Consider the following 23,341-nt stretch of genomic DNA (forward strand, 5'->3'; position numbering starts at 1 on the left):
ACTTAAGGTTTCTTTTAAGGCGTTTTATGAACCTCTCCGGCTCGGGACGTTATCGTAGAGTGGCAAGACCATTTAACGATAACGAGGAGGTTCGTGCGAGATGGAACGACTACAACAAGCCGAACAACATATAGACGGTTATACGAAAATCAATGCCGTACGAGCCGCTAATGATGAGATCCACCAGGGGCATCTGGTCTTAATTAACCGTGAGCACCCAATCCGGGAGGAAGTTTCTACAGACCGTTTGCTGCCGCTGCGTTCGTTCCCGGCCATCCATACGCTTAGCGAGGATATGCTGCTGGATCGGACCTGCTTGCACCATTTGGCTGATTTGATTGAGGCTTGTGAAGGGATAAACGATATTATCGCGGTCAGCGGATATCGGACCCGAATGGAACAGGAGCAGATTTATCAATCCTCGCTAGTCGAGAATGGCGCGGAATACACGGCCTGTTATGTGGCATGGCCCAATCAGAGCGAGCATCAGACGGGACTGGCTATCGACGTCGGCAAGCGGAACAAGGACGACAAAGACGTGGATTTCATTGCACCGTCTTTCCCGGACAGCGACGTTTATTTGACCTTCAAGCAGCTTGCTGCCCGGTATGGGTTTATCCAACGCTATAAGGAAGGCAAGGAAACCATTACGCATATTTCTTGCGAGCCGTGGCATTTCCGTTATGTCGGTTATCCCCACGCTGCCATCATGGATCGCAACGATTGGTGCCTGGAGGAATACATCGATCAGCTCCGAAGCTACCCCTATGATGAGGGCCATCTTGTATTCGAGGATGAGCGTACTTACATTGAGATTTATTATGTACCGGAGGAAAGAGAGGGGCCGACGACGAGCATTCCCCTCATACCTTGCGAGCGTTACACGGTTTCGGGAAATAACAGCGATGGATTTATTGTGACGGCATTCCGGGATAAAGGAAGCCAAGCTTATGTCTAAACCAAATTTCGGCGGACTCGATTGGCTAAAATTTATCGTCGCTCTAATGGTCGTGGCTAATCATACAGGTCCGTTTCTCTCCTACAGCGCCACGGCTGATTTTGTTCTAAGCAATTTGCTTACGCGCATCGCTGTTCCGGTCTTTTTCATGACAGCCGGATATTTATTTTATCGCAAACTAACCGGGGATCCGGCGAAGGACCGTAAAACGCTGTACGGTTATATGCGAAGAACCGGGAAGTTATATCTGATCGCGATCGTGCTGTACATTCCGCTGAATGCGTATAAGGGTTATTTTTCGGATTCCTTCACCGTTTATTCGCTGATCAAGGACATTGTGTTTGATGGCACGTTCTATCACCTGTGGTATTTGCCGGCCTTAATGCTGGGTTTGTTGATTACTTACGTGATCTATCGGATGAAGTCCATGAACGCTATGCTGGCTGTCGCGGGCGGCTTGTACATCGTGGGACTGCTGGGGGATAGCTATTATGGAATCCTGCCAAGCGGCAGTGGAATCACTCAAGTGTACGCGGGCATGTTCACCGTGTTCGATTACACGCGTAACGGGTTCTTCTATGCCCCGATCTTCTTGGCGCTCGGCGCTTGGGCTGCCAAGCATCCGGCTCCGGCCAGATCGCCGATGGCCAATGCGACCTTGTTTGCCTGTTCGCTCGCCATGATGGTTCTCGAAGGCTCGATACTGCGCGCATATGATATTCCGAGGCATGACAGCATGTATATATTTGCGCTGCCCGCGACGTATTTCTTGTTCCATTGGGCGATGCAGTGGAAGGTACAGTCGAGCAAAACATTCCGAGAGTGGCGAGTATGGGTCTACATTCTGCATCCTATTGCGATCGTGCTCGTTCGCGGCGGGGCCGAGGCAGCGCATCTGGAACGGCTGTTTATTTCGAACAGTTTGCTCCATTTTGCCGCTGTGTGCCTGGTGTCGGTCGGGATGTCCGCCGCTGCGGTATGGGCAGTGGAGTACCGGCGGAAACGGAAGCACAGGCCAAGACGCTTTGTGCTGGAGCAATCCTAATGGGCTTGACTACAAATAAGAAATATTTAAGGAATCCTTTATGGCATGTTATAAACCTCCCTGGCCCGGGGCGTTATCTTAGAGATAGAGCAACGGACAAGAAACTTAGGAGGCATTACACATGAAAACAAAGCTGTACCTACTATACGGCGGTAAATCCGTCGAGCATGACGTGTCATTGAAAACGGCAGTTACCGTACTTCTTTCCATAGATGAAAGCCGCTTTGAGGTGTATCCGATTTACATTACGCGCGATGGCTTATGGTGCTCGCCCGGACATCTTTCCAAGGAAGGTTTAACGGTCGAGCAGTTGATCGCGCGGCCCTCGTCTACAGACACAGCCCGTTCAATCGGCGAAATATTGACGGGCGTGCTGGCACTTCCCGGACCTAAAGTCGTCATGCCGCTTCTGCATGGCCCGAACGGGGAGGACGGCACGGTGCAAGGTTTGATGGAGCTGCTGAACATTCCCTACGTGGGGAACGGCGTACTGTCGGCTGCCCTTACGCTGGACAAGGCGATGTCGAAGCAAGTATTGGCCCAAGCCGACATTCACCAAACCGAATATGTCGTATGCCGCTTCGAGGAGTGGAGAAGTGATGAGAAGGCGATCCTCTCCGGCGTCGAGGAGAGCATTGGTTATCCCTGCTATGTGAAGCCGGCTTCTCTCGGATCAAGTATCGGCATCAGCAGATGCTTAAACCGTCAAGAGCTGCTGGCCGGCATTCGGGAGGCGTTCTCTTATGATAAGAAGCTCGTGTTCGAACGCGAGGTGGCCGGCAGAGAAATTCAAGTGGCGGTCATCGGCAATGAAAGGCCGCTTGCATCGCTGCCAGGGGAATTCATTCATGACCATAGGTTCTTCGATTACGAATCCAAGTACTTCGATAAGCAGCTCCGAATGTCCATTCCCGCTGAGCTGCCGAACGGCTTGACCGAGCGAATCCGCGAGCTGGCGATCCGAGCCTATCAAGCTCACGGCTGCGAGGGTCTTGCTCGTGTCGACTTCTTCCTGGACAGAGAAGGCGATTTGTTCCTGAACGAGATTAATGCTTTGCCCGGATTCACGAATTTCAGCATGTATCCGGTGATGTGGGAACGTACCGACGGAACGACGTATGCGCAGCTGGTCGAGAAATTGATCGACCACGCGATTGACCGTCATGAGAACAAACAAACGATTCGATATTCGAAATAAGCGAGGTGGAAGGGATGCTAAGAGACACATGGGCTGAAATTAGTTTGAGCCGCATTCGCGAGAATATGCAGACCATTCGCCGTACCTTACATCCCTCCGTCAAGCTGATGGCCGTCGTGAAGGCGAACGGCTACGGACATGGCGACCTTGAGTCAGCCGCGGCGGCGGAATCGGCAGGGGTGGATTATCTGGCCGTCGCATACCTTGAGGAAGCCCTTCATTTGCGTGCCAGCGGCATTAAATTGCCGCTGCTCATATTGACTCCTATTAAACCTGAGTTGGTGCAAATGGCGCTCGAGCATGATTTAACGTTAACCGTAACCAGTGCCAAATGGTTTGCGGAGCTGCGGAAGCTGATCCCGTACGCCGCTTCGGCAAAGCTTCGTATTCATGTGAAAATGGACACGGGCCTTGGGCGGATCGGAATTCGAACGCAACAAGAATGGGACGAGCTCGTTCCGTGGCTGCGCGCGGAAGATGTCGAGATGGACGGCTTCTATACGCATTTTGCAACGGCAGGGCAAGCGGACACCGACTTTCTGGAGCAGCAAGTCGCGCGCTTTATAGAGATGAAGGAATGGGGCCGCTCGTCAGGCTTGGCGATCCGGCATTATCATTGTGCTGGCAGCGCCGCGGCATTGCGGTTTCCGCAGCTGGCGATGGATATGGTGCGGATCGGGGCGGCCATGTACGGCTTCTATCCGGAGAAGCTTGTGCGCTCCGTGAAGCTGGAGCCGGCACTAAGCCTGCATAGCCGCCTGATTCAAGTGAAGCAGCTGGCCAAAGGCGAATATCTCGGCTACGACAATTCGTACCAAGCCGAGGAAGACGAATGGATCGGAACGGTGCCGATCGGATATGCGGATGGCTGGAATCAGCGGATGCAAGGTTCGGATGTGCTCGTTGAAGGCCGGCGTGCCAAGATCGTCGGCAAGATCTGCATGGACCAGCTGATGATCAAGCTTCCGCGGCCTTGCCCGGAAGGTACACTGGTGACGTTGATCGGACGGCAAGGAGCGGAGCGCATTACCATCGCAGAGCTGGCGGAACCGCTTGGCTGCGCGCAGCAGGAGATATCCACGTCACTGTCTTCGCGCGTCACAAGAACGTATACCGAATACGAAGAAACGCGGACATTAGTGGACAACATGACGCTCGGACTATGGAATGAGCACATGGTCATCGGTCATGCTGAACATCAAATATGTAACCTATAAAAATATTATAGATAGTTACTTGCATTCACTCTCGGCACATGATATAGTACTCCACGTAACCAATTAAGTTTAATTAAGTGGTTACATCGTGGTGTGGTAATCGTGTAAACCGAGTGTGAATGTTTTGCTATGAAGATTCGCTCTAACGCTTGACGACAATTTAATGCAGTTGATATTTCGTTCCCTCAAGAACTTTACTCTCCTGAGATTCAGGCCTGCGAAGCTGGGCTGCGCGTAGTTATCACAAGCAAATTTACATCAAGTCACTGCGCTAGTTTGCTCGGCCACCCACAAACTCAAATCAAAAGGAGATTATCAAATGACTATTCCACAAAGCATTCGTCCGTTTCACGTGAACATTCCGGAAGCGGAACTAACTGAATTGCGCAATCGCATCAACGCAACAAGATGGCCGGAGAAAGAAACGGTCTCCGATCAATCGCAAGGCACGCAGCTTGAAACGATGCAAGAGCTTGCTCGTTATTGGGCAAACGAATACGACTGGCGCAAAATCGAGGCGAAAATCAACGCCGTTCCTCATTTCCTTACGGAAATCGACGGTCTGGATATTCACTTCATCCACGTTCGCTCGAAGCATGAGAACGCAATGCCGATTCTCATTGCGCATGGATGGCCGGGCTCGATCATCGAGCAGATGAAGCTGATCGAACCGCTGATCAATCCTACGGAGCATGGCGCAAGCGCATCGGATGCTTTCCATGTCGTGATTCCATCGATGCCCGGATACGGGTTCTCAGGTAAGCCGGCAGCAACCGGCTGGGATCCGGAACGCATCGCGCGCGCTTATGGTGAATTGATGACGCGTCTTGGCTACGAGAAATATGTTGCACAGGGAGGCGACTGGGGTGCAATTGTTGTTGATGCTATGGGCGTTCAAGAGCCTAAGGGCTTGCTCGGCATTCACACCAATATGGCTAAGGTAATTCCGGCTGATGTTGATGCGGCGATCTGGTCCGGCAACCCGCTGCCGGAAGGTCTGTCCGATGAAGAGAAGAAAGCATGCGAGCAAGTTCGCGAGAATAAGTTCTATTATGCCTTCATCATGGTAACGCGTCCGCAGACACTGACCGGTCTGGTGGATTCGCCTATCGGTTTGGCAGCGTTCATGCTGGATCACGACTGGAAGAGCCTTGCCCTCATCACAAGAACGTTTGCCGGTATCCAAGAAGGGTTAACGCGCGACGATGTTCTCGACAACATCACGCTCTTCTGGCTGACGAACTCCGCGATTTCCGCGGCTCGTATTTACTGGGAGAACAAGACGTCCTTCTTCGCCGTACAAGGCGTCAAACTTCCGGTTGCCGTTAGCGTCTTTCCGGACGAGCTATTCGAAGCGCCGAAGAGCTGGACAGAGAAGGCTTACCCGAATCTGATTCATTACAACAGACTTCCTAAGGGCGGGCACTTCGCTGCTTGGGAGCAGCCGGAATACATGACGGAAGAAATCCGCGCAGGACTGCGGTCGTTGCGATAAACGAAGCTATATATGGAAGTAAAGGAGCTTGCCGCAAGGCAGCTCCTTTTTATTTTAACCCTGTATAAATAGGACATCACGTTATGGTTAAGACTAATTTTCAAGGTTCGGTTAAGACAAGGAGTGCGGGATAGGGAGTTACAGACGATGCTAAAAGTAACAAACCGCTTGTGGATGAAATCTGTTTCGTTAAGATGGCTCTTCGGGCTAAAGCTCGTTTACGATCTCGTCCTGACCGGGATGTTTTATTTCGAGAACTCCATTACGGTCGTTTGGAAGCTAAGCTTCATCGTATTTTCTGTACTGGTTTTTTTATTCGTCAATTTCTTCTATTCCAGTTTGAAAAAGCATTGGCTATTATACCTTTTGGTCATCGATTTCTTGGTGTCTGCTTCATACGGCTATATCTACATCGGGGGCAAAATCCCCAACCATCTGTTTAATGGCATTACGGCACTAGCCATATTCATGTTCGTGAAGAATACGCGGCTGCTCATCGCATCCGGCGTGCTGCTGCTGTTTCTCTACTTGGCTGCAATGTGCACCATTGATTGGACGTTGTATCAGCATCTGAATGTATCGGGTTATTTCATATCCTCTTCGTTTATTGTGTTTGCGTGTATTGTGAGCTTTATGATTCATTTCTATAAAAGAGCAAGCGCAGATACGATGCAGCTGTATGATCAACTGAAGCAGTCCCACGAGCAGTTGAAGGAATATGCCCTCCAAACCGAGGAATGGGCGGCCGCCAGGGAGAGAGTAAGAATTACTCGGGAAATCCATGATACGGTCGGCCATAAGCTGACGGCATTGCTGGTTCAAATTCAAGTGGCTCATAAGCTCAGCAAGCTTGATGCCGTACGCAGTGAGCAAGCCTACCTGGAATGCGAGGGGTTAATCCGATCTGCTTTACAAGAGGTACGTCTATCCGTAAGGGTGATCAGAGATGAGTCTCATAGCTTGACTTCCTTCAATGAAAAGCTAACCAGCTTAGCGGAAGAGTTTACTAAATTCGCCAAGGTTCACACGGTCCTGGAGGTTAAGGGGACGCCGGTTGCGCCACTTCCGGGAAATCTTCAGTTAACCGTTTATCGCATCATTCAAGAATCCCTTACCAACGCTCAGAAGCATGGCCACGCGACGAATGCCGTCATTGTGTTAACCTATGCCGAAACCGGATTTTCATTGACGATACGTAATAACGGAGAGCGGCCTGTTGAACTCAAGCCGGGGTTTGGGTTAATGAACCTGCAAGAACGAGTGATGGAATGGAATGGAGAAGTCCATTTTAGGATGGATCCGGGCACGGACTTTGCTGTAGAAGTAACGTTTCCTTATTCCAAAACAGAAACGGAGCAACGAAGTTGAAAATCCTCATTGTCGACGACCAGCGCCTGATGAGAGAGGGGCTTGCGACCATCATTGGTCTGGAGCCGGGAATGGAAGTGATCGGGACAGCCGAGGATGGCAGGGATGCTTTTGCCCAAGTGGTGGAAAAGCAGCCCGACGTTGTGTTGATGGATATTCGTATGCCGGGCATGGATGGCGTGGAAGGATCGGAACTGATTCTCAAGCACTTTCCGGAGACGAAGGTGTTGATTCTGACGACGTTCGATGACGCGGAACTCATTTTGCAGGTTCTGGAGAAAGGCGTTCATGGTTACTTATTGAAGGACATGCCGTCGGAGGCAATCATCTGTGCGATCCAATCGGTATATAACGGCGGAACGGTGCTTCAACACGATATCACGGCTATGCTGCTCAAGGAATTAAAGAAAGTGTCGGATATGAGCCCTGATCCGGCGCATCCGCTAAGTAAATCGGAGCCTCATGAGCTGAGTCAGTTGACCGAGAGAGAGAAAGAGGTGATCGCATTATTGGGGAAAGGTATGAATAACCGAGAAATTGCCGGGTTGCTGCATCTTTCGGAAGGTACCGTGAAGAATCATGTATCCAATATAATCGCGAAGCTGGGACTGCGCGATCGGACACAGGCAGCGATCTATGCAGTACGTCATCTTTTATAAGGAAGGGGCATGACTTTTGGCAGGTAAGCATGAAATTGTTCATGCGCCGCTCCTATGGGAGGGCTCTTGTCAGTTGCATTTCATGACTTTTCACAGCATTGCTTAATCCCCTTTCTTGATATAATACCTGGATGTTAGCAGAGAGGAAGGGACGTAATGAAAAAAGGTTGGTTTGAACTCGGCAAGGACAAGTGTGAAAAAGGTTATCTCCACGATGGCTCGGGCAGCTCGAAGACGTGGAAAATCCATATTTATTCGTATGAAGACGAAGACGATTCAACACCGGATGCCACTTTGATCTTGAATAAGACCGAAGGAAACGGCAATGGATATTTCTTAGTTGAGCTTTCCGTTACATATATAGGCCGAGCCACCATGTTTGATGAGGTCGTTGCGTTGGTCAATAAGCTGGATGCGCTCAGCAGCGATAACGATTCCCTTAGTTTGACGGAACATTTGATGGTTTGTCATGAGTTCTTTGATTGCGGGCGAAGAATGGAGCAATCCCATAATTGGAGTATTAGTATGCAGTCCCACTAAGCGGGGGCTGCATTTCTCGTTATCCAACATTAACCATACTATTTAATATGGATAGTTACTTGCTTTTCGTGTGTGCCCATGATATATTGTAACCAGCAAAACTAATATAGATAGTTACTTTATGAGGAGGATGTTGAATATGTACAGAAAAATTATCACTTGGACTCTTCTCGTTGCTCTTGTCGGCGGATCTATTTATGAAATAAATTGCTTCTTGAACTATTAAGATCCAGGCAGAGGTGAACGAACATTGTCATTCCAAAAGAGCATGTTGATTGTATTGGCGATGACCCTGGTATTGTTTATTGGTTATTCCGTCTATATGTCCCATCACAATAAAGAACTGGCGAAGGAGCAAGAGCTGTTAACGACGTATATTAAAAACTCGAATACGCCTTACGAAATCGCTGTTTTTGCCGGTGGATGCTTCTGGCCGATGGAAGAGGTTTTCGAGAAGGTGAATGGCGTCTTGCGTGTCGAGTCGGGATACACAGGAGGACATACGAAGAATCCCACCTATAATGAAGTGGGCTCTCAAACTACAGGTCATCTCGAGTCGGTAGAGGTACTCTATAATCCGCATCAACTGACTTATGAAGACCTTCTGCAGGTTTATTGGCGCAGCATTGACCCTACGGATGCGGAAGGCCAATTCGCCGATCGCGGCAGTGAATATCGAACCGTTGTGTTTTACAGCAGCAAGGAGCAGAAGGAACTGGCTGAAGCATCACGAGATGAATTAGCGGCATCCAAGAGGTTCAAGCAGCCGATTGTTACGAAGATAGCAGCTGCATCTACCTTTTACAAAGCTGAAACCGAACATCAGGATTATTACAAGAAAAATCCACTCCAGCATGGGCTGACCGAGCTTGCTTCCGGCCGCGACGCTTTCCTGAATAGCGCTTGGGGCAAGGATCGGGAAGTGAAATTGCATGCCAAGATCGGATTCAATCAAGCGTTCGATAAAGAGCAGAAGCTGAAAACGTTGACTAAGCATCAATTTAACGTCACTCAGAGGGATTTCGAGGATCCGCCATTCGAGAACGAGTATTGGGCCAATGAAGCGGAAGGGATTTACGTCGATATCGTTTCGGGCGAGCCTTTATTCAGCTCTCAGGACCAATTTGATGCCGGTACGGGCTGGCCTAGTTTTACTAAGCCGTTAGAGTCGAACAATATTGTCCTGAAACCGGATCCCGGGTTATTCTCGACTTCGACCCAAGTTAGAAGCCGGTACGCGGATTCCTTTCTGGGGCATATATTCGATGACGGGCCCAAACCAACGGGACTGCGATACTGCATAAACTCATCGTCGATGATCTTTATTCCGGCAGCTGAGCTTGATAAAAGCGGGTATGGCGATTATGCCGCACTCTTTGGAGAGGAGAAGCTGCCCAGTGAGACCTGAATTCGCTCTTCGCCAATTGAACAAACACATCAAGAAATTCATTCGTGTACTTCATCAATGTCCGCCGGAGAAACGAACCGTGATACCGGCAGGCTACAGCAACAATATCCACTGGCATTTGGGCCATGTTCTGGTCATCACGCATTTTGATGTTCTTGTTCTTTCGGGGGCGTCGGGCTTCTTCTCCTTGCCTGACCGCTATCAAGCTTTATTCGCCTATGGCACGAAGCCCGCGGATTGGCAGGGACAACCGCCAGAGTGGGACGAATTGATCGCCAAGCTCAAAGAATTGAACAAGCATATTCACGAGACATTGAAGGACAAACTGGACGAACCAGTGAGGGAGAACGTCCTGCACGCCGAGAATATCGGCGAGCTCCTCTACTTGTCCGCGATGCATATGCACTATCACCAAGGTGTTGTGTACGGCATGCTGAATTCGTTGAATGTTGATAAATAACGTACGGGGAGATGGCGAAATGAAAACGAACGCTAAGCAAGGCGAAGCTGTGAATTTTAATAAAGAAGAGAAGTTAAAGCAGCTAACCAAACAACAATATGACGTAACGCAGCGCGGTATAGACGAGAGACCGTTTGCTAACGAATACTGGAACAACGAAGAAGATGGCATTTACGTAGATGTCGTTTCCGGCGAGCCTTTGTTCAGCTCCAAGGACAAATATGATGCGTGTACAGGCTGGCCCAGCTTCTCCAAGCCGTTGGAGTCCGATAATGTCGTGCTGAAACGCAAAGGTTTCTTCTCCGGAACGGAGGTTAGAAGCCGGAATGCGGATTCCTTCTTGGGCGACGTGTTTAACGATGGGCCCGCGTCGACCGGAATGCGGTTCTGCATGAACTCCGCAGCCATGGAATTTATTCCGAAAGCCGATCTGGAGAAAAGAGGCTACGGCGCGTATGCTGCGCTGTTTAGTGAAGAATCCTAATTGTGATGCAGCCCCTAGCCCCTATTCTATAGAGGCTGCTTATAGATAAAAGGCGACCGAAGTTCCTGACAAGGAATGAGGTCGCCTTATTGTCTTTCAACTAACATCCCCGCGGGGGCGAAGAGCGGGCCTCTAGGTTATCGTGCGAGTCGCAAAGCGGCGAGCACCTGATAACCATCCCATCTCTTCCGCGCGCCAAATGTAAAGCGTGTCCCGAACGGGACGAAAGCGAGCACAAGCACGCACCTGATCACACGCGCCTCTGAAGCGGACTACGTTTTCATGGTCCCGCGAGGGACACCAGGTCGATAAAATCCGCCTAAAGTTAAGCGTGTCCCGAATGGGACGAAAGCGATCCTACGCGCCAAACAAACTCGCGAGCGCTTCTCTGTAGCACCTACGTTAGTCAAATTCCGGGTGTCCAGAGGGACGGGTCCCTCGGGGTCCCCCTTTTAGGGGATTTAGGGGGTCATTTAAGTATTGACATCACCCAAAAAATAAGATATCTTTAATTCAAGATAATTAAATCAAAGACATCTGAGGGAGGTGAACGCTAATGTCATTCCAACTCGATGACGACCAAGCGGTCTCGCTTAAAACTTTCGTCGTGCTTTCCAAAGCCTACAGAACGGTGATGGATAAAGCCGTTAAAGATATGAAGCAATACGAGCTGTCATCTTCCGAATTTACGATACTTGAGGTGCTCTACACAAAGGGAAGAATTCCGCTCCAGCAGATTGGGGAGAAGATTCTGGTTACAAGTGGAAGCATCACGTACAACATCGATAAATTGGAGAAGAAAGGGCTACTTAAGCGAGTTCCATGTGAAGACGATCGCAGAGTCATCTTTGCGGAAATCACGCAAGCCGGGAACGACTTGTTTGATGACATTTTTCCCAAGCATGCTGCTTCCATCCACATGATGTCACAAAGTTTATCCCATGAAGAAAAGCTGACCCTTATTGAGCTTCTGAAGAAATTAGGGAAAGGCGTAGATAGTTAGAAGCTCTGTGCACCACTTTTTTTTTGCCTAATATCTTTAATTAAAGATTATTAAAACCAAAACATAATGGAGGTTGAACTTTAACATGTTAGCATTAGGATTGTTAATTATTCGCGTAGTAATTGGTTTGTTGTTTATCGGACATGGCGCACAGAAGTTGTTTGGTTGGTTTGGCGGTTACGGTCCGAAGGGAACGGGCGGTTGGATGGAATCGATAGGCATGAAACCCGGCGTTCTGATGGCTGTGGCAGCAGGGCTGATGGAATTAGTCGGCGGGGCACTCTTCGCAGCAGGGTTGTTCACACCGCTGGCAGCCGCGCTTATCGCATTAACCATGCTTGGCGCAATTGTAAAAGTACACGGGAAGAATGGTCTATGGGTAACGGCGAACGGTTATGAATACCCGCTTGTCGCACTCGCAGTTGTAGTCGGTGTTGCTTTTGCAGGAGCAGGTTCGTATTCGCTGGACGCCCTGTTGTTCAACTAATGCGCAGGTCAAATATCTTTAATCAAAGACTATTAAAATAAAACTATATGGAGGTATTAAGAAATGTTAGCATTAGGATTATTGATTATTCGCGTAGTAATTGGTTTGTTGTTTATCGGGCATGGTGCACAGAAGTTGTTTGGTTGGTTTGGCGGTTACGGTCCGAAGGGAACTGGCGGTTGGATGGAATCCATCGGGATGAAACCCGGCGTTCTCATGGCTGTCGCAGCAGGGCTGATGGAATTAGTTGGCGGTGCGCTCTTCGCAGCCGGATTGTTCACTCCGCTGGCAGCCGCGCTTATTGCACTTACCATGCTTGGCGCAATCGTTAAAGTCCATGGGAAGAACGGGCTCTGGGTAACGGCTAACGGATATGAATACCCGCTTATGGTTCTTGCGGTGGTGATCGGCGTAGCTTTCGCCGGAGCAGGTTCATATTCGCTGGATGCACTTTTTAACTAATCGCATACACCTCATTATTTTCGAGAAATTGGCGGTATACTAACTGCAATAGCTACGGATTGTGCACGTCATTACAAATTAATCCAATGGGAGTGATTGTTCATGTCATTACAAACTGCCGGTATTCACCATATTACAGCCTTTGCAAGAGATCCGCAGGCGAACGTCGATTTCTACGCAGGTATTCTTGGCCTTCGACTTGTGAAACAGACGATTAACTTTGATGCTCCGGATGTGTACCATCTGTACTTCGGCGACAAAGCCGGAACTCCGGGCACAATCATCACCTTCTTCCCATGGCCGAATTCCCGTAAAGGCAAAGTTGGCGGCGGGCAAGTGGGGATTACCACCTATGTAGTTCCTGTAGGAGCGTTAAGCTTCTGGGAAGATCGTCTGAAAAGCTTCGGTATAACGACGACAACCGTTACGCGATTCAACGAGAACTATCTGCAATTCTCGGATAACGAAGGGCTGCAGCTTGAGATCGTGGAGCGTGAAGCGGGAGCAAACAACGAATGGTCCTTTGGCGGCGTTACTACGGATAAAGCGATCAAAGGTTTTGGCGGAGCCGTACTGTTTAGTACGAAATCAGCGCAAACGATACATGCTCTTGAGCATATTATGGGCATGACCAAAATCGGCGAGGATCAAGGGTATGCACGCTTCCAAGCCTCTGCAGATCTCGGCAACCTAATCGACGTACCTGTAGCGGATATGGAGTGGGGCGCAAGCGGCGCAGGTACAGTGCACCATATTGCATGGAGAGCGAAGGATTTCGAAGAGCATGCGCAGTGGCAAACGGAAGTGCTCAATTCCGGCTATCAGCCGACTCAGATTATCGACCGTCAGTACTTTAACGCGATTTACTTCCGGGAAGCCGGCGGCATACTGTTCGAGATCGCTACGGATCCACCGGGCTTCGCGAATGATGAGTCAGCGGATGCGCTGGGCGAGAAGCTGCAGCTGCCATCTTGGTTCGAACCGAAACGCGAGCAAATTCAAGCCAATCTGCATCCGATCAAGGTTCGTGAGTTGGAGGCGAATAAATAATGAAGCATATTTTTGAACAAGGAACATCAGAGGGTGCACCGACCTTAGTGCTGCTGCACGGAACAGGCGGAACGGAGAGAGACCTGATTTCACTGGGGCAGAGAATTTCTCCGGGTTCATCCTTGCTAAGTATTCGCGGCAATATTCTGGAGAACGGCATGCCACGCTTCTTCCGGCGATTGGCCGAAGGCATCTTCGATGAAGAGGATCTTGTTTTCCGAACGAAAGAGCTTTACGACTTCCTGGATGAAGCCGCAGCTAAATATGGCATTGACCGCAGCAGCTTCGTAGCAGTCGGATACTCGAATGGCGCTAACATCGCCGGAAGCCTTCTGTTCCATTATTCGGATGCTTTCAAAGGCGCGATCCTGCATCATCCGATGGTTCCGCTGCGTGGACTGGAGCTGCCTGACTTGTCAGGCACTCCGATCTTCATCGGTGCCGGAACGAATGACCCGATCTGCTCGGCAAGGGAAACAGAGGAATTGCAGCAGCTGCTCGGAGGAGCAGGAGCCGATGTTGCCGTCCATTGGGAGAACTACGGTCACCAGTTGACCGCCTCCGAAGTTAATGCGGCTACGAAATGGTTTCAAGTACATTTTCCGGCATGAGGAACGATATGATCTCCATAGATCCGGCAGCTCAAGGTGATCGAGATAATTATAAGCTCCTGATCGGCAGTGTCGTTCCGCGTCCCATCGCGTTTGTGACCACGCTATCGGAGCAAGGGGTATTGAACGGCGCACCATTCAGCTATTTCTCCATCGTTTCCAGCAATCCACCGCTGTTATCCATAGCTGTTCAGCGTAAGAACGGCGTAATGAAAGATACAGCACGAAATGCTGTTGCAACGGGAGAGCTTTTGATTCATATCGTGGATGAGACCAATGTGGCTGCCATTAATGAAACTGCAGCGAATTTGCCTCCGGATGAAAGTGAGATTTCATTAGCAGGGCTCACGGCGATTGAGAGTGAAACGGTTAAAGTACCGGGGATTGCAGAGTCCCAAATCAGAATGGAATGTGTGCTGGAACAGGCTTTGGAGCTAGGTGGAACGGGCGGAACACCTGGATGTGACCTGTTGATTGCGCGAGTGGTTCGTTTTCAGATCTCGGAGGAGATTCTGGAGAACGGAAGAATTGATGCGCAGAAGCTGGCACCTGTGAGCCGGATGGCAGGCAACTTCTACTCGTCGCTCGGCAGCCTGTTTGAGATTGAACGTCCGCAATAAAGGAGTGAGCCATCATACTGAATATCCTTAATCGAATTAATGAGCTGTCCAGGAAGCAAAAAGTTTCCGGCTTAACGGAAGCCGAGAAAGCAGAACAAGCCGATCTGCGCCAAGAATATCTTCGCATCTTTCGCGGCTCTGTAGGCAGTCTGCTGTTGCATTCCACGATCATCGATCCGGACGGCAATGATGTTACGCCGGAGAAATTAAAGCAAGAACAGGCAAGAAGAGCAGCGCACTAATTTATAATAAGGGGAGCAGCGAATCGCTGCTTCCCTTATTTATTTGGAATGCTTGTGTATGATTGTTGTGACTATTCTGTATGTTTATTATATGTTATAGGAAGAAACTCATGGAGGTGGAGGAATGGAAGCTCTGCAACGTAGCTAGGTATGAGCGGGGCTATCGAACGTACAAGCAGCTTTATGAGCGTAATCGGGACTTATTTCTTCCACCTATAGAATCGGAATAGAACGGAGTGTATCATTCATGAGCCAGCCCGTAGAGATACCATGCGATTTGTTTCTAAACAGCCGTGAGAGCGTCCAATTCAATTGGGGTCATGTTCAGCGTTTGTCGTTGCAAGTTGCGATCGCGCAAGTGCCTGACGAAGAAGACTACGTGTCCATTGTTCAGCAGGATCAAGATCAAGATCATCATGAGCAGGGGCATAAGGAAATTATTCGCGTTTATTCCGGAACTTCGGCTGCCGTACAGCAGTCTTCAATTATCGTGGAATTTCGTACAGACGCACGTCCGAATCCGTTAACCTTATCTGTTCCGTGGGATGCAGTCGGTCGCGAGGGACATTCATTATTCCTCAGCTATAACGGTCACTCGGTTCGCTTCTATGTCGATGGCGTTCTGGTGGACGAAGATTGGCCAATGGGTACACTGCCGCTCGCGAATGTGGAGATCAGGACCGGTCAGGCCAGCGATAAACTCTATGTATGGAAGAATGCAATCACCCCTGAGAAACCTGCGGCGCAGCTCGAGGATCAATATCTTGGCGTGGAGCCAACGTCGATCCAGTATTGGAGGCCGCGTGGATACAATACCGGAGTCGGGGATTGCATGCCGTTCTTTGATGGTGAACGATTCCGTTTGTTTTACTTGTACGACCGTAGAGGTCATGCGAGCAAATGGAGTCTTGGCGCGCATCAATGGGCTCAGATAAGTACGCGTGATTTCAAAACCTGGGAGCATCATCCCATGGCCGTGGCCATTACAGCGGACTGGGAAGGTTCGATCTGCACGGGTTCGGTCATCGTGAAGGATGATAGGTATTATGCTTATTATGCCGTTAGGGCTACGGATGGTTCCCCGGCCAAGTTAACGTATGCAATCAGCACCGATGGATCGAAGTTCCACAAAACAGAGCAGTACATAGGACTGTCCAATAAGTATTCGTTGGCATCTGTCCGGGATCCGCATGTGTTTCAGGATGAGGATGGCGTGTACCATATGCTGATTACAACGAGTCTGCTCGCGCCTTCTCGCAATCAGGGCTGCTTAGCCCATCTGACGTCAGAGGATCTCGTGAGCTGGACGGAGCAGGAACCGTTTATCGTGCCGGGGTATCATGATGAGCCGGAATGCTCGGATTATTTTCAGTGGAATGGCTGGTATTATCTGATTTACAGTAATGACGGCGTTGCGCGGTATCGTTATTCCCGAGAGCCGATGGGGCCGTGGCTGCGTCCGGCGATGGATGTATTCGATTGCGTGCAATGGCGCGTGCCGAAGACAGCCGCCTATCATGATGGGAGACGAGTTGTGGCGGGATTCCTGTCCACACCGGATAGGTACGCAGGAGAACTCGTTATTCGTGAGCTTGTGCAGCATGCTGATGGTACATTAGGGTTCAAGCCCATGCCGGAACTAGCGACGGAGCCGGTTGCTACGCATGAGATTGACCAGGTAGCATTAAACGATTTCAACGGATTTATCGATCGCGATATTGATCTCGATGGGTTCGAAGGGGATCTGATCTTTTCTTGTCAGGCTACCCCTGGAAACCGCAACTTATATTACGGCTTATCCATTGCCGGACCAAACGGATTCGAGGACGGTTATGATATTCGATTCGATCCTTCCCGCAGCAAAGTCGGCATTCACCGTGCCCATTGTTCCTCTTTGCTCGAGAATGAAGCTGCTTCGATCTATGGCGTCCAAGCCTTGCATGAAACCACCTCGATTGAGGTCGTGATCAAACAGAATTGGATCGACCTCTGTGTGAACGGCAATCGGACCCTAATTTCGAGATTTCAAAGACAGGCTCAAGCACCACTGAAACTGCGGTTATTCGTTCAATTCGGCAGCGCCACATTCGATGATATTCGGATTGGGGAACTCGCTTAGACCGTTGAACGTAAAGGAACAGGCGAAGTTTAAGAAATCCTTTAGATTTTCCCCCACTTCTTCTTAACAAGTTTTCTTTATCCTTAGATACATAGAGGGGTAAGGGGGCTTGGGAAATGAAGAAGTGGGTTTTTTGTTTTGTAATACTCGTATCGCTGTTGTTCGGCTACGGTGTCCGGGAGACCAAATTGAGCGCCGATAACGAAGTTCAACTGAATGAAAGCAAGCAAGCTCAAGAGGCATCGTCTCCAATGAGTGAGCTTCATATAGACGTAGATCAAATTTATAAAGGCGACTTATTGCTTGTGAATAAGGATCATCCGGTGCATCCGGAAAGTGAGGAGACCGGGGCGGTTAATTTGTCTCAGCATCTGGAGCTGGTGAATGGATTCCGTTTATTGGATAATGAGATTGAGCTGTCGCCAAGTTTGGCACGTAAATTTGCGGATATGGTCAAGGCTGCAAAGAACGATGGCGTGAGCCATTTTATGATCAACAGCGGTTATCGGAATCATGAGGAGCAGAATCTGCTTTATAATCAGAAGGGTGCTGATTACGCCCTGCCGGCAGGCTACAGTGAACATAATTTGGGGCTATCGCTGGATATCGGTTCGACCCAAGCGGAGATGAGTCAAGCGCTTGAGGGCAAGTGGCTGAAGAAGAATGCATGGCGATATGGGTTTATCCTGCGGTATCCTGAAGACAAAACGGAGATCACGGGCATTGAGTTCGAGCCGTGGCACTTCCGTTATGTTGGTTTGCCGCACAGTGCTGTGATGGAGAAGAAGAACTTTGTCTTGGAAGAGTACTTGGACTACTTGAAGGACAAGAAGCGAATTACGATTAAGATTGATAATGAAATCTATGAGATCTCTTATTATCCGATCACCGGGGATACCACCATTCCCGTACCGGCGAATGGCAAGTATGAGCTGTCAGGCAACAATAAGGACGGGGTCATTGTGACCACACAAATCAAGTAATGGAAGTATGAAACTTACGAGCATGCCTCATGCTAATGGAATCCAGGGAGGAACGAATGAAGTCGATCACAATTCTGATAGCAGATGATGAGGCGGAAATTGCCGATCTAATCGAGCTGCATTTACACAAAGAGGGTTACAACTGCATAAAAGTGACGGACGGGCATGAGGCGATCGCTGCGATCCAGAAGCATCCCATTGACTTGGCGATTATGGATATTATGATGCCGAAGCTGGATGGCTACGAAGCAACAAGGCAAATTCGCGCTCATTATAACCTGCCGATCATCTTCTTAAGCGCCAAAACGACCGATCTCGATAAGATTACCGGACTCGTCAGCGGGGCGGATGATTATGTCACCAAACCGTTCAACCCCATGGAGCTTGTGGCTCGCGTGAACGCGCAGCTGAGACGATCCATGCTGCTGAATCAGCCTGCAGCAGCGAATCCACTGGCAGTGGAAGCAGGTGGTTTGCTGATCAATCCAGAGCAACGCAAAGTTGTTCTTTATGGGGAAACGATCGAGATTACGCCAAAAGAGTTCGATATCCTGTACCTGCTGGCCAGTCATCCGAAGAAGGTGTTCAGCGCCGAGCAACTTTTTCTCCAGGTGTGGGGTGAAGCTTATTTTGAAGGAAACAATACGGTCATGGTTCATATTCGTACCCTCCGGAAGAAGCTTGGTGAAGATGTTCGCAAGAACAAGCTGATCAAGACGGTATGGGGAGTGGGGTATTCCTTCCATGGCTGAGATGGTCCGCAGCTTCCGATTTAAGATGCTTCAGTACTTTGGACTGAGCATGGTTTTGTCAGGCGGCATTACTTATCTGCTCTATAAAGTGCTGCAGCTTTATTATTCGACTACCAAGCGGGAAAGTCCGCTCTTTAGGGTACGGACTTTTATCGGCGAAATCGGCGATATCAACTTTTTCATGATCGTTTTTATCCCGCTCTCCATTTTGTTTTTCTACCTCTTCACCAGCCGTTATGCGTCTTATTTTCGTGAAATATCCAGCGGAATCAATCAGCTTGCCAAGGGAGACTTCAACAATCGTGTACAGCTCTCATCCAATGACGAATTCGAGGATATCGCGCGGGATATTAATCTAGCCAGTGAGAAGTTGCAGCAAGCGCTGGAGAGAGGCGATTTTGCAGAGAACAGCAAGGAGCAGTTGGTCTTAAACTTGGCGCATGATTTGCGCACGCCGCTGACTTCGGTGCTTGGTTATCTGGATTTCATTCTTCGGGGCGATCAGCTGACAGCGGAGCAAATCAACCACTATACGAGCATCGCGTACACGAAGTCGCAGCGACTTGAGAAGCTGATTGACGAGCTGTTCGAAATCACGCGAGTGAATTATGGCAAGCTGCAGGTGGAGAAGAAGCCGCTTGATCTGAGCGAGCTGCTCATTCAGCTGAACGAGGAGCTCTATCCGGCGTTGGAGAAAAACAATCTAACTACGCGCCTGAATGTGGCTCCGCATTTGACTGTCATGGGGGACGGCGAGCTGCTGGCGCGCGTGTTTGAGAATCTGCTGACCAATGCCATTCGCTATGGCAGAGAGGGACGTTTTATCGATCTCAACGGCCACATGGAAGCGGAGGAAGCCATCATTCAGGTGGTTAACTACGGCACCAGCATTCCTCCGGAGGAGCTGCCGTACATCTTCGATATGTTCTATACCGGCGATAAAGCGCGTACCCATCGCAGCGAAGGAAGCACAGGCCTTGGCTTGTCCATCGCGAAGAACATCGTGACGCAGCATCAAGGGACCATCACGGCACAGAGCGATGTCATTCGCACGCTGTTCGAGGTTCGTTTGCCGCGAAATATGGGAGCCGACGCGGGCGGGGAAGCTGAGTCTGTGTAGGAGGCGGTGGTTGCTGGGCCTTGGGAAAATCGCTTGATGAGCTCATTTCTACCCGAGAACCGACTCGATAAGCGGTATATTCGCTATCGGTGCCTCCAACTAGCTGGTTTTGATACTTTAAGCGGCATATCCGCATAACGGCTTCGGGAGAGACAATTACCCGGAATCCGTAAGCTGAGAGTTCGATTTGCGAACCCTCAGCCTTCATCGCGAGGGAGCTTGCTCCTGCAGAATTACGAAGGCGAAGGTTAATAGCATAGACACGCTCGCTCGCTTATGGGTGGGCTTTTTTTTATTTCGGAGAAGGACCATAAATTGACAACGCTTACATATAAATATGGTACAATCTAGTTGCTTGCCGCTCATTGATGAAATGGGTTTCATTGCTGTAGCGGGCTAGTTTATTGCTCTATTCCTGCTTATCGATTTGATTTGATCGTAAAGGGGGTGAGGCGAAGCGAAGGGACGGACGGAGAGCGGTCCACCTGAGTTACGTGATCAGTTACCTGATGAACATTCGAATGATGAGAGGAGCAATGGCGTAATGTTGAAACGAATTGGTTTGTCCATTTTCAGCTGGGTGGTGATGGTGACGATGATGGGATCGGGCTTGGGAGGCATGCATGTTCCCAAGGTAAGTGCAGCTGCTTATACAGCTGTCGTTAATCCAAGTGTTCAATATCAGACATGGGAAGGCTGGGGCACGACGCTCGCTTGGTGGGCGCACCGTGTCGGAGGTGCATCGGATTCGGTACGCAACGACTATGCGGATCGGCTGTTCAACACGAGCGGGCTGAATTTGAACATCGTGCGCTACAATATCGGTGGAGGTGAGAATCCCGCCTATCCGAACCATATGGACTTGCGGGCGCGGATACCCGGCTTTAAGGCTTCGGCTACCGCTAGCTACGATTGGACGCAAGATGCCAATCAACGCTGGGTATTGAACGCCGCTAAGTCACGAATCAGCCCGAGCGAGTTCATTGCTGAGGCGTTCGCCAATTCACCTCCGTGGTGGATGACGAAGAGCGGCAGTGTTACCGGGAATAACAACGCCGACGAGAACCTGAAGGTGGATATGTATGATGATTTCGCGGACTATCTGACGACGGTTACGCAGCATTTTCAGACCAGCTGGGGCATTAATTTCCGCACACTCTCTGCCTTTAACGAGCCAAGCTCCAATTATTGGACGTTCGGCAATCGCCAAGAGGGCAACCGCATGTACCCCGCTAATCAGCAGATCATGATCGGTGAGCTGTACAACTCGCTGACTGCCAAAGGATTAACGACGGGCATCAGCGCGCCGGAAGAAACGAGTATCGACCTTGCGAGGGATACGATTAACAGTTACTCGGCGGCGACTAAGGCGAAGCTTGTGCAGTACAATTCGCATACGTACGGGGGCAGTGACCGTGTAGGCTTGAACACCGCAGCCGGCGGCAAACGGATCTGGAACTCCGAGCACGGTGACGGGGAAGCGAATGGAATCACGATGTCTCGGAATATTTTGTGGGATATCAAGTATATGAAAAATTCAGCATGGGTCTATTGGCAAGCGGTAGAGACACCGGGCGGCTGGGGGATGATCGAAACCGATCTGAATAATGCCAGCGCGAACCTTGGCACCTTCACCGTGAAGAAGAAGTACTATTCTATGGCTCAGTGGAGCAAGTACATCCGCCCAGGCTACAAAATTCTCGATATCGCCGATGGGGATTCCATCGCAGCGTATGACAGTACGGGAAGCAAGCTCGTCATCGTTACGGTCAACGACTCCTCTGCTTCCAACACGGTGACGTATGACCTGTCGCAGTTTACGAACGTGACGGGTTCGGTGACAGGGACTCGGACCAGCGGCACGGAGAATTTGGCTGCGGTTTCCGGTCTTACGCTCTCGAACAAGAAATTTACGGCGACGGTTCCGGCCGGTTCTGTCAGTACCTTCGTCATCACCGGCGTTTCCGGTGTCACTACGCCGACAATCGATACGTCAGCCTACTACAAGCTGGTGAACCGCAACAGCAGCAAGTTGATGGATGTTAGCCAAGCATCGCAAGCGGACGGAGCAGATGTTATCCAGTGGACAGACAACGGCGGCACGAACCAAATGTGGCAATTCGTTTCCGTCGGCAGCGGTTACTACAAGCTGGTAAATCGCAATAGCGGTAAGGCGCTCGATGTGTCGGGGCAATCGACTGCGGATGGCGGCAATATCATCCAGAATACAAGCGGCACCGGTCTTAGTCAGCAATGGCAGCCGGTGCTCGTCGGAAGCTATTACAAGCTGATCAACCGAAATAGCGGCAAACTCGCGGATGTCAGCGGCGCATCAACCGCGGATGGCGGCGACGTCATCCAGTACTTCGACAACGGCGGAACGAATCAGCAGTGGCAGCTCGTGAAAGTGAATTGATAGCGGAATGCCTTAGTATGGCTTCATCGTAACCATGCAGCCAGCAGCCGGACCTGATAAGGGTCCGGCTCAGCTAGGTGAGAAGCTAGTGTTTAGTATCTTATCGTTCTTCTACTAGATTCGGCCCACGTTTAATGCGCCTCCTACAAATAGAGCAAAAGCGAGCAACTCACACTCCGCATCTCGCGCTTCTGCAACTCATACTCCGCAACTCGCAATCCACATCTCACACTCCTGCATTTCACACTCAGCATCTCGTCTACCACATCCATAATTACGCATCTAGCCAACCGCTTCTGACACCCCTCATCTGATTCGCGAACATCTAACGAACCGTGGAGGCCTTATTTGGCCGAAAACCGGAGCTTCAAGAATCTAACGAACTGTACAGGCCTTATTCTGGGAAAATCGGCTTCCAATTGCCTCGATACCATCAAATAGAACCTGTACGGTTCGTTAGAATTTTTTGGGAGCTATTTTCGGACAAATAAGCCCCGTACGGTTCGTTAAAATATTTCGCACTTCCCAAAATAGCAAAAACAGGCTGAGCATCTCAAAGCTCATGCTCAGTCAGTCACAGCTTGCGGAGAAACTCACGAATGTTCGTAAGACAGCAGCCTCGAGCTGCAAGGGGAGTCCCCTAA

23 protein-coding genes are annotated in these 23,341 nt (G+C 49.9%); all 23 read left to right on the forward strand.

Annotation, left to right across the window (positions count from 1 at the left end; all coding sequences use genetic code 11):
- The first annotated feature begins 100 nt into the window (after positions 1–100).
- Positions 101–958 (forward strand): D-alanyl-D-alanine carboxypeptidase family protein, encoded by an 858-nt coding sequence (locus AC0YN4_RS19215; RefSeq protein ID WP_475783393.1) that lies wholly within the window; start codon positions 101–103, stop codon positions 956–958.
- Positions 951–2,003 (forward strand): acyltransferase family protein, encoded by a 1,053-nt coding sequence (locus AC0YN4_RS19220; RefSeq protein ID WP_475836515.1) that lies wholly within the window; start codon positions 951–953, stop codon positions 2,001–2,003. Before AC0YN4_RS19215 ends, AC0YN4_RS19220 begins: the two co-directional genes overlap by 8 nt.
- Positions 2,004–2,124: 121 nt before the next feature.
- Positions 2,125–3,201, forward strand: a complete 1,077-nt coding sequence (locus AC0YN4_RS19225; RefSeq protein WP_475783395.1) for a D-alanine--D-alanine ligase family protein — start codon at positions 2,125–2,127, stop codon at positions 3,199–3,201.
- A 14-nt stretch (positions 3,202–3,215) separates the two neighbouring features.
- Positions 3,216–4,418 (forward strand): alanine racemase, encoded by a 1,203-nt coding sequence (gene alr, locus AC0YN4_RS19230; protein WP_475783396.1) that lies wholly within the window; start codon positions 3,216–3,218, stop codon positions 4,416–4,418.
- Positions 4,419–4,737: 319 nt separating this feature from the next.
- Complete coding sequence (locus AC0YN4_RS19235; protein WP_475836516.1) at positions 4,738–5,913, forward strand: epoxide hydrolase family protein; 1,176 nt, start codon at positions 4,738–4,740, stop codon at positions 5,911–5,913.
- 147 nt (positions 5,914–6,060) lie between these two features.
- Positions 6,061–7,281, forward strand: coding sequence for a sensor histidine kinase (locus tag AC0YN4_RS19240; protein ID WP_475783398.1), 1,221 nt, complete (start codon positions 6,061–6,063; stop codon positions 7,279–7,281).
- Positions 7,278–7,940: a response regulator transcription factor gene (locus AC0YN4_RS19245; protein WP_475836517.1), complete on the forward strand. Its 663-nt coding sequence runs from the start codon at positions 7,278–7,280 to the stop codon at positions 7,938–7,940. The genes AC0YN4_RS19240 and AC0YN4_RS19245 overlap by 4 nt, the downstream gene beginning before the upstream one ends.
- A 156-nt stretch (positions 7,941–8,096) precedes the next feature.
- Entirely contained in the window at positions 8,097–8,480 is a 384-nt protein-coding gene (locus AC0YN4_RS19250) for a hypothetical protein (RefSeq protein WP_475783400.1), read from the forward strand.
- 268 nt (positions 8,481–8,748) lie between these two features.
- Positions 8,749–9,888 carry a peptide-methionine (S)-S-oxide reductase MsrA gene (gene msrA, locus AC0YN4_RS19255; RefSeq protein ID WP_475836518.1) on the forward strand — a complete coding sequence of 380 codons (1,140 nt, stop codon included), beginning with the start codon at positions 8,749–8,751 and terminating at the stop codon, positions 9,886–9,888.
- A complete protein-coding gene (locus tag AC0YN4_RS19260; RefSeq protein WP_475783402.1) occupies positions 9,878–10,348 on the forward strand; it encodes a DinB family protein in 471 nt (156 codons plus the stop codon). The genes msrA and AC0YN4_RS19260 overlap by 11 nt, the downstream gene beginning before the upstream one ends.
- Positions 10,349–10,367: 19 nt before the next feature.
- Positions 10,368–10,832 carry a peptide-methionine (R)-S-oxide reductase MsrB gene (gene msrB / locus AC0YN4_RS19265; RefSeq protein ID WP_475783403.1) on the forward strand — a complete coding sequence of 155 codons (465 nt, stop codon included), beginning with the start codon at positions 10,368–10,370 and terminating at the stop codon, positions 10,830–10,832.
- A gap of 556 nt (positions 10,833–11,388) precedes the next feature.
- The gene (locus tag AC0YN4_RS19270; protein WP_475783404.1) at positions 11,389–11,835 is read left to right on the forward strand and encodes a MarR family winged helix-turn-helix transcriptional regulator; all 447 of its coding nucleotides are present in this window, start codon (positions 11,389–11,391) and stop codon (positions 11,833–11,835) included.
- Positions 11,836–11,920: 85 nt separating this feature from the next.
- Complete coding sequence (locus tag AC0YN4_RS19275; RefSeq protein ID WP_475783405.1) at positions 11,921–12,322, forward strand: DoxX family protein; 402 nt, start codon at positions 11,921–11,923, stop codon at positions 12,320–12,322.
- Between the two features lie 63 nt (positions 12,323–12,385).
- On the forward strand, positions 12,386–12,784 hold the full coding sequence (locus tag AC0YN4_RS19280; protein ID WP_475783406.1) for a DoxX family protein: 399 nt from the start codon (positions 12,386–12,388) through the stop codon (positions 12,782–12,784).
- 102 nt (positions 12,785–12,886) lie between these two features.
- On the forward strand, positions 12,887–13,834 hold the full coding sequence (locus AC0YN4_RS19285; RefSeq protein WP_475783407.1) for a ring-cleaving dioxygenase: 948 nt from the start codon (positions 12,887–12,889) through the stop codon (positions 13,832–13,834).
- Positions 13,834–14,445, forward strand: coding sequence for an alpha/beta hydrolase (locus AC0YN4_RS19290; RefSeq protein WP_475783408.1), 612 nt, complete (start codon positions 13,834–13,836; stop codon positions 14,443–14,445). Before AC0YN4_RS19285 ends, AC0YN4_RS19290 begins: the two co-directional genes overlap by 1 nt.
- A gap of 8 nt (positions 14,446–14,453) precedes the next feature.
- Complete coding sequence (locus AC0YN4_RS19295; protein ID WP_475836703.1) at positions 14,454–15,065, forward strand: flavin reductase family protein; 612 nt, start codon at positions 14,454–14,456, stop codon at positions 15,063–15,065.
- A 14-nt stretch (positions 15,066–15,079) separates the two neighbouring features.
- Positions 15,080–15,307 (forward strand): DUF896 domain-containing protein, encoded by a 228-nt coding sequence (locus AC0YN4_RS19300; protein ID WP_475783634.1) that lies wholly within the window; start codon positions 15,080–15,082, stop codon positions 15,305–15,307.
- A 247-nt stretch (positions 15,308–15,554) separates the two neighbouring features.
- A complete protein-coding gene (locus AC0YN4_RS19305; protein WP_475836519.1) occupies positions 15,555–17,426 on the forward strand; it encodes a family 43 glycosylhydrolase in 1,872 nt (623 codons plus the stop codon).
- Between the two features lie 116 nt (positions 17,427–17,542).
- On the forward strand, positions 17,543–18,409 hold the full coding sequence (locus AC0YN4_RS19310; RefSeq protein ID WP_475836520.1) for a M15 family metallopeptidase: 867 nt from the start codon (positions 17,543–17,545) through the stop codon (positions 18,407–18,409).
- A gap of 56 nt (positions 18,410–18,465) precedes the next feature.
- On the forward strand, positions 18,466–19,161 hold the full coding sequence (locus AC0YN4_RS19315; RefSeq protein ID WP_475836521.1) for a response regulator transcription factor: 696 nt from the start codon (positions 18,466–18,468) through the stop codon (positions 19,159–19,161).
- Positions 19,154–20,281, forward strand: a complete 1,128-nt coding sequence (locus tag AC0YN4_RS19320) for a sensor histidine kinase (RefSeq protein WP_475836522.1) — start codon at positions 19,154–19,156, stop codon at positions 20,279–20,281. Before AC0YN4_RS19315 ends, AC0YN4_RS19320 begins: the two co-directional genes overlap by 8 nt.
- Before the next feature lie 544 nt (positions 20,282–20,825).
- Positions 20,826–22,697 (forward strand): RICIN domain-containing protein, encoded by a 1,872-nt coding sequence (locus AC0YN4_RS19325; protein WP_475836523.1) that lies wholly within the window; start codon positions 20,826–20,828, stop codon positions 22,695–22,697.
- The last annotated feature ends 644 nt before the right edge of the window (positions 22,698–23,341 follow it).

The organism is Paenibacillus sp. J22R3, from assembly GCF_056269305.1.

Coding starts and splice junctions, on each gene's coding strand:
- AC0YN4_RS19215 (WP_475783393.1), top strand. CDS start 101: ATGGAACGACTACAACAAGCCGAACAACATATAGACGGTTATACGAAA.
- AC0YN4_RS19220 (WP_475836515.1), top strand. CDS start 951: ATGTCTAAACCAAATTTCGGCGGACTCGATTGGCTAAAATTTATCGTC.
- AC0YN4_RS19225 (WP_475783395.1), top strand. CDS start 2,125: ATGAAAACAAAGCTGTACCTACTATACGGCGGTAAATCCGTCGAGCAT.
- alr (WP_475783396.1), top strand. CDS start 3,216: ATGCTAAGAGACACATGGGCTGAAATTAGTTTGAGCCGCATTCGCGAG.
- AC0YN4_RS19235 (WP_475836516.1), top strand. CDS start 4,738: ATGACTATTCCACAAAGCATTCGTCCGTTTCACGTGAACATTCCGGAA.
- AC0YN4_RS19240 (WP_475783398.1), top strand. CDS start 6,061: ATGCTAAAAGTAACAAACCGCTTGTGGATGAAATCTGTTTCGTTAAGA.
- AC0YN4_RS19250 (WP_475783400.1), top strand. CDS start 8,097: ATGAAAAAAGGTTGGTTTGAACTCGGCAAGGACAAGTGTGAAAAAGGT.
- msrA (WP_475836518.1), top strand. CDS start 8,749: ATGTTGATTGTATTGGCGATGACCCTGGTATTGTTTATTGGTTATTCC.
- msrB (WP_475783403.1), top strand. CDS start 10,368: ATGAAAACGAACGCTAAGCAAGGCGAAGCTGTGAATTTTAATAAAGAA.
- AC0YN4_RS19270 (WP_475783404.1), top strand. CDS start 11,389: ATGTCATTCCAACTCGATGACGACCAAGCGGTCTCGCTTAAAACTTTC.
- AC0YN4_RS19275 (WP_475783405.1), top strand. CDS start 11,921: ATGTTAGCATTAGGATTGTTAATTATTCGCGTAGTAATTGGTTTGTTG.
- AC0YN4_RS19280 (WP_475783406.1), top strand. CDS start 12,386: ATGTTAGCATTAGGATTATTGATTATTCGCGTAGTAATTGGTTTGTTG.
- AC0YN4_RS19285 (WP_475783407.1), top strand. CDS start 12,887: ATGTCATTACAAACTGCCGGTATTCACCATATTACAGCCTTTGCAAGA.
- AC0YN4_RS19290 (WP_475783408.1), top strand. CDS start 13,834: ATGAAGCATATTTTTGAACAAGGAACATCAGAGGGTGCACCGACCTTA.
- AC0YN4_RS19295 (WP_475836703.1), top strand. CDS start 14,454: ATGATCTCCATAGATCCGGCAGCTCAAGGTGATCGAGATAATTATAAG.
- AC0YN4_RS19305 (WP_475836519.1), top strand. CDS start 15,555: ATGAGCCAGCCCGTAGAGATACCATGCGATTTGTTTCTAAACAGCCGT.
- AC0YN4_RS19310 (WP_475836520.1), top strand. CDS start 17,543: ATGAAGAAGTGGGTTTTTTGTTTTGTAATACTCGTATCGCTGTTGTTC.
- AC0YN4_RS19315 (WP_475836521.1), top strand. CDS start 18,466: ATGAAGTCGATCACAATTCTGATAGCAGATGATGAGGCGGAAATTGCC.
- AC0YN4_RS19320 (WP_475836522.1), top strand. CDS start 19,154: ATGGCTGAGATGGTCCGCAGCTTCCGATTTAAGATGCTTCAGTACTTT.
- AC0YN4_RS19325 (WP_475836523.1), top strand. CDS start 20,826: ATGTTGAAACGAATTGGTTTGTCCATTTTCAGCTGGGTGGTGATGGTG.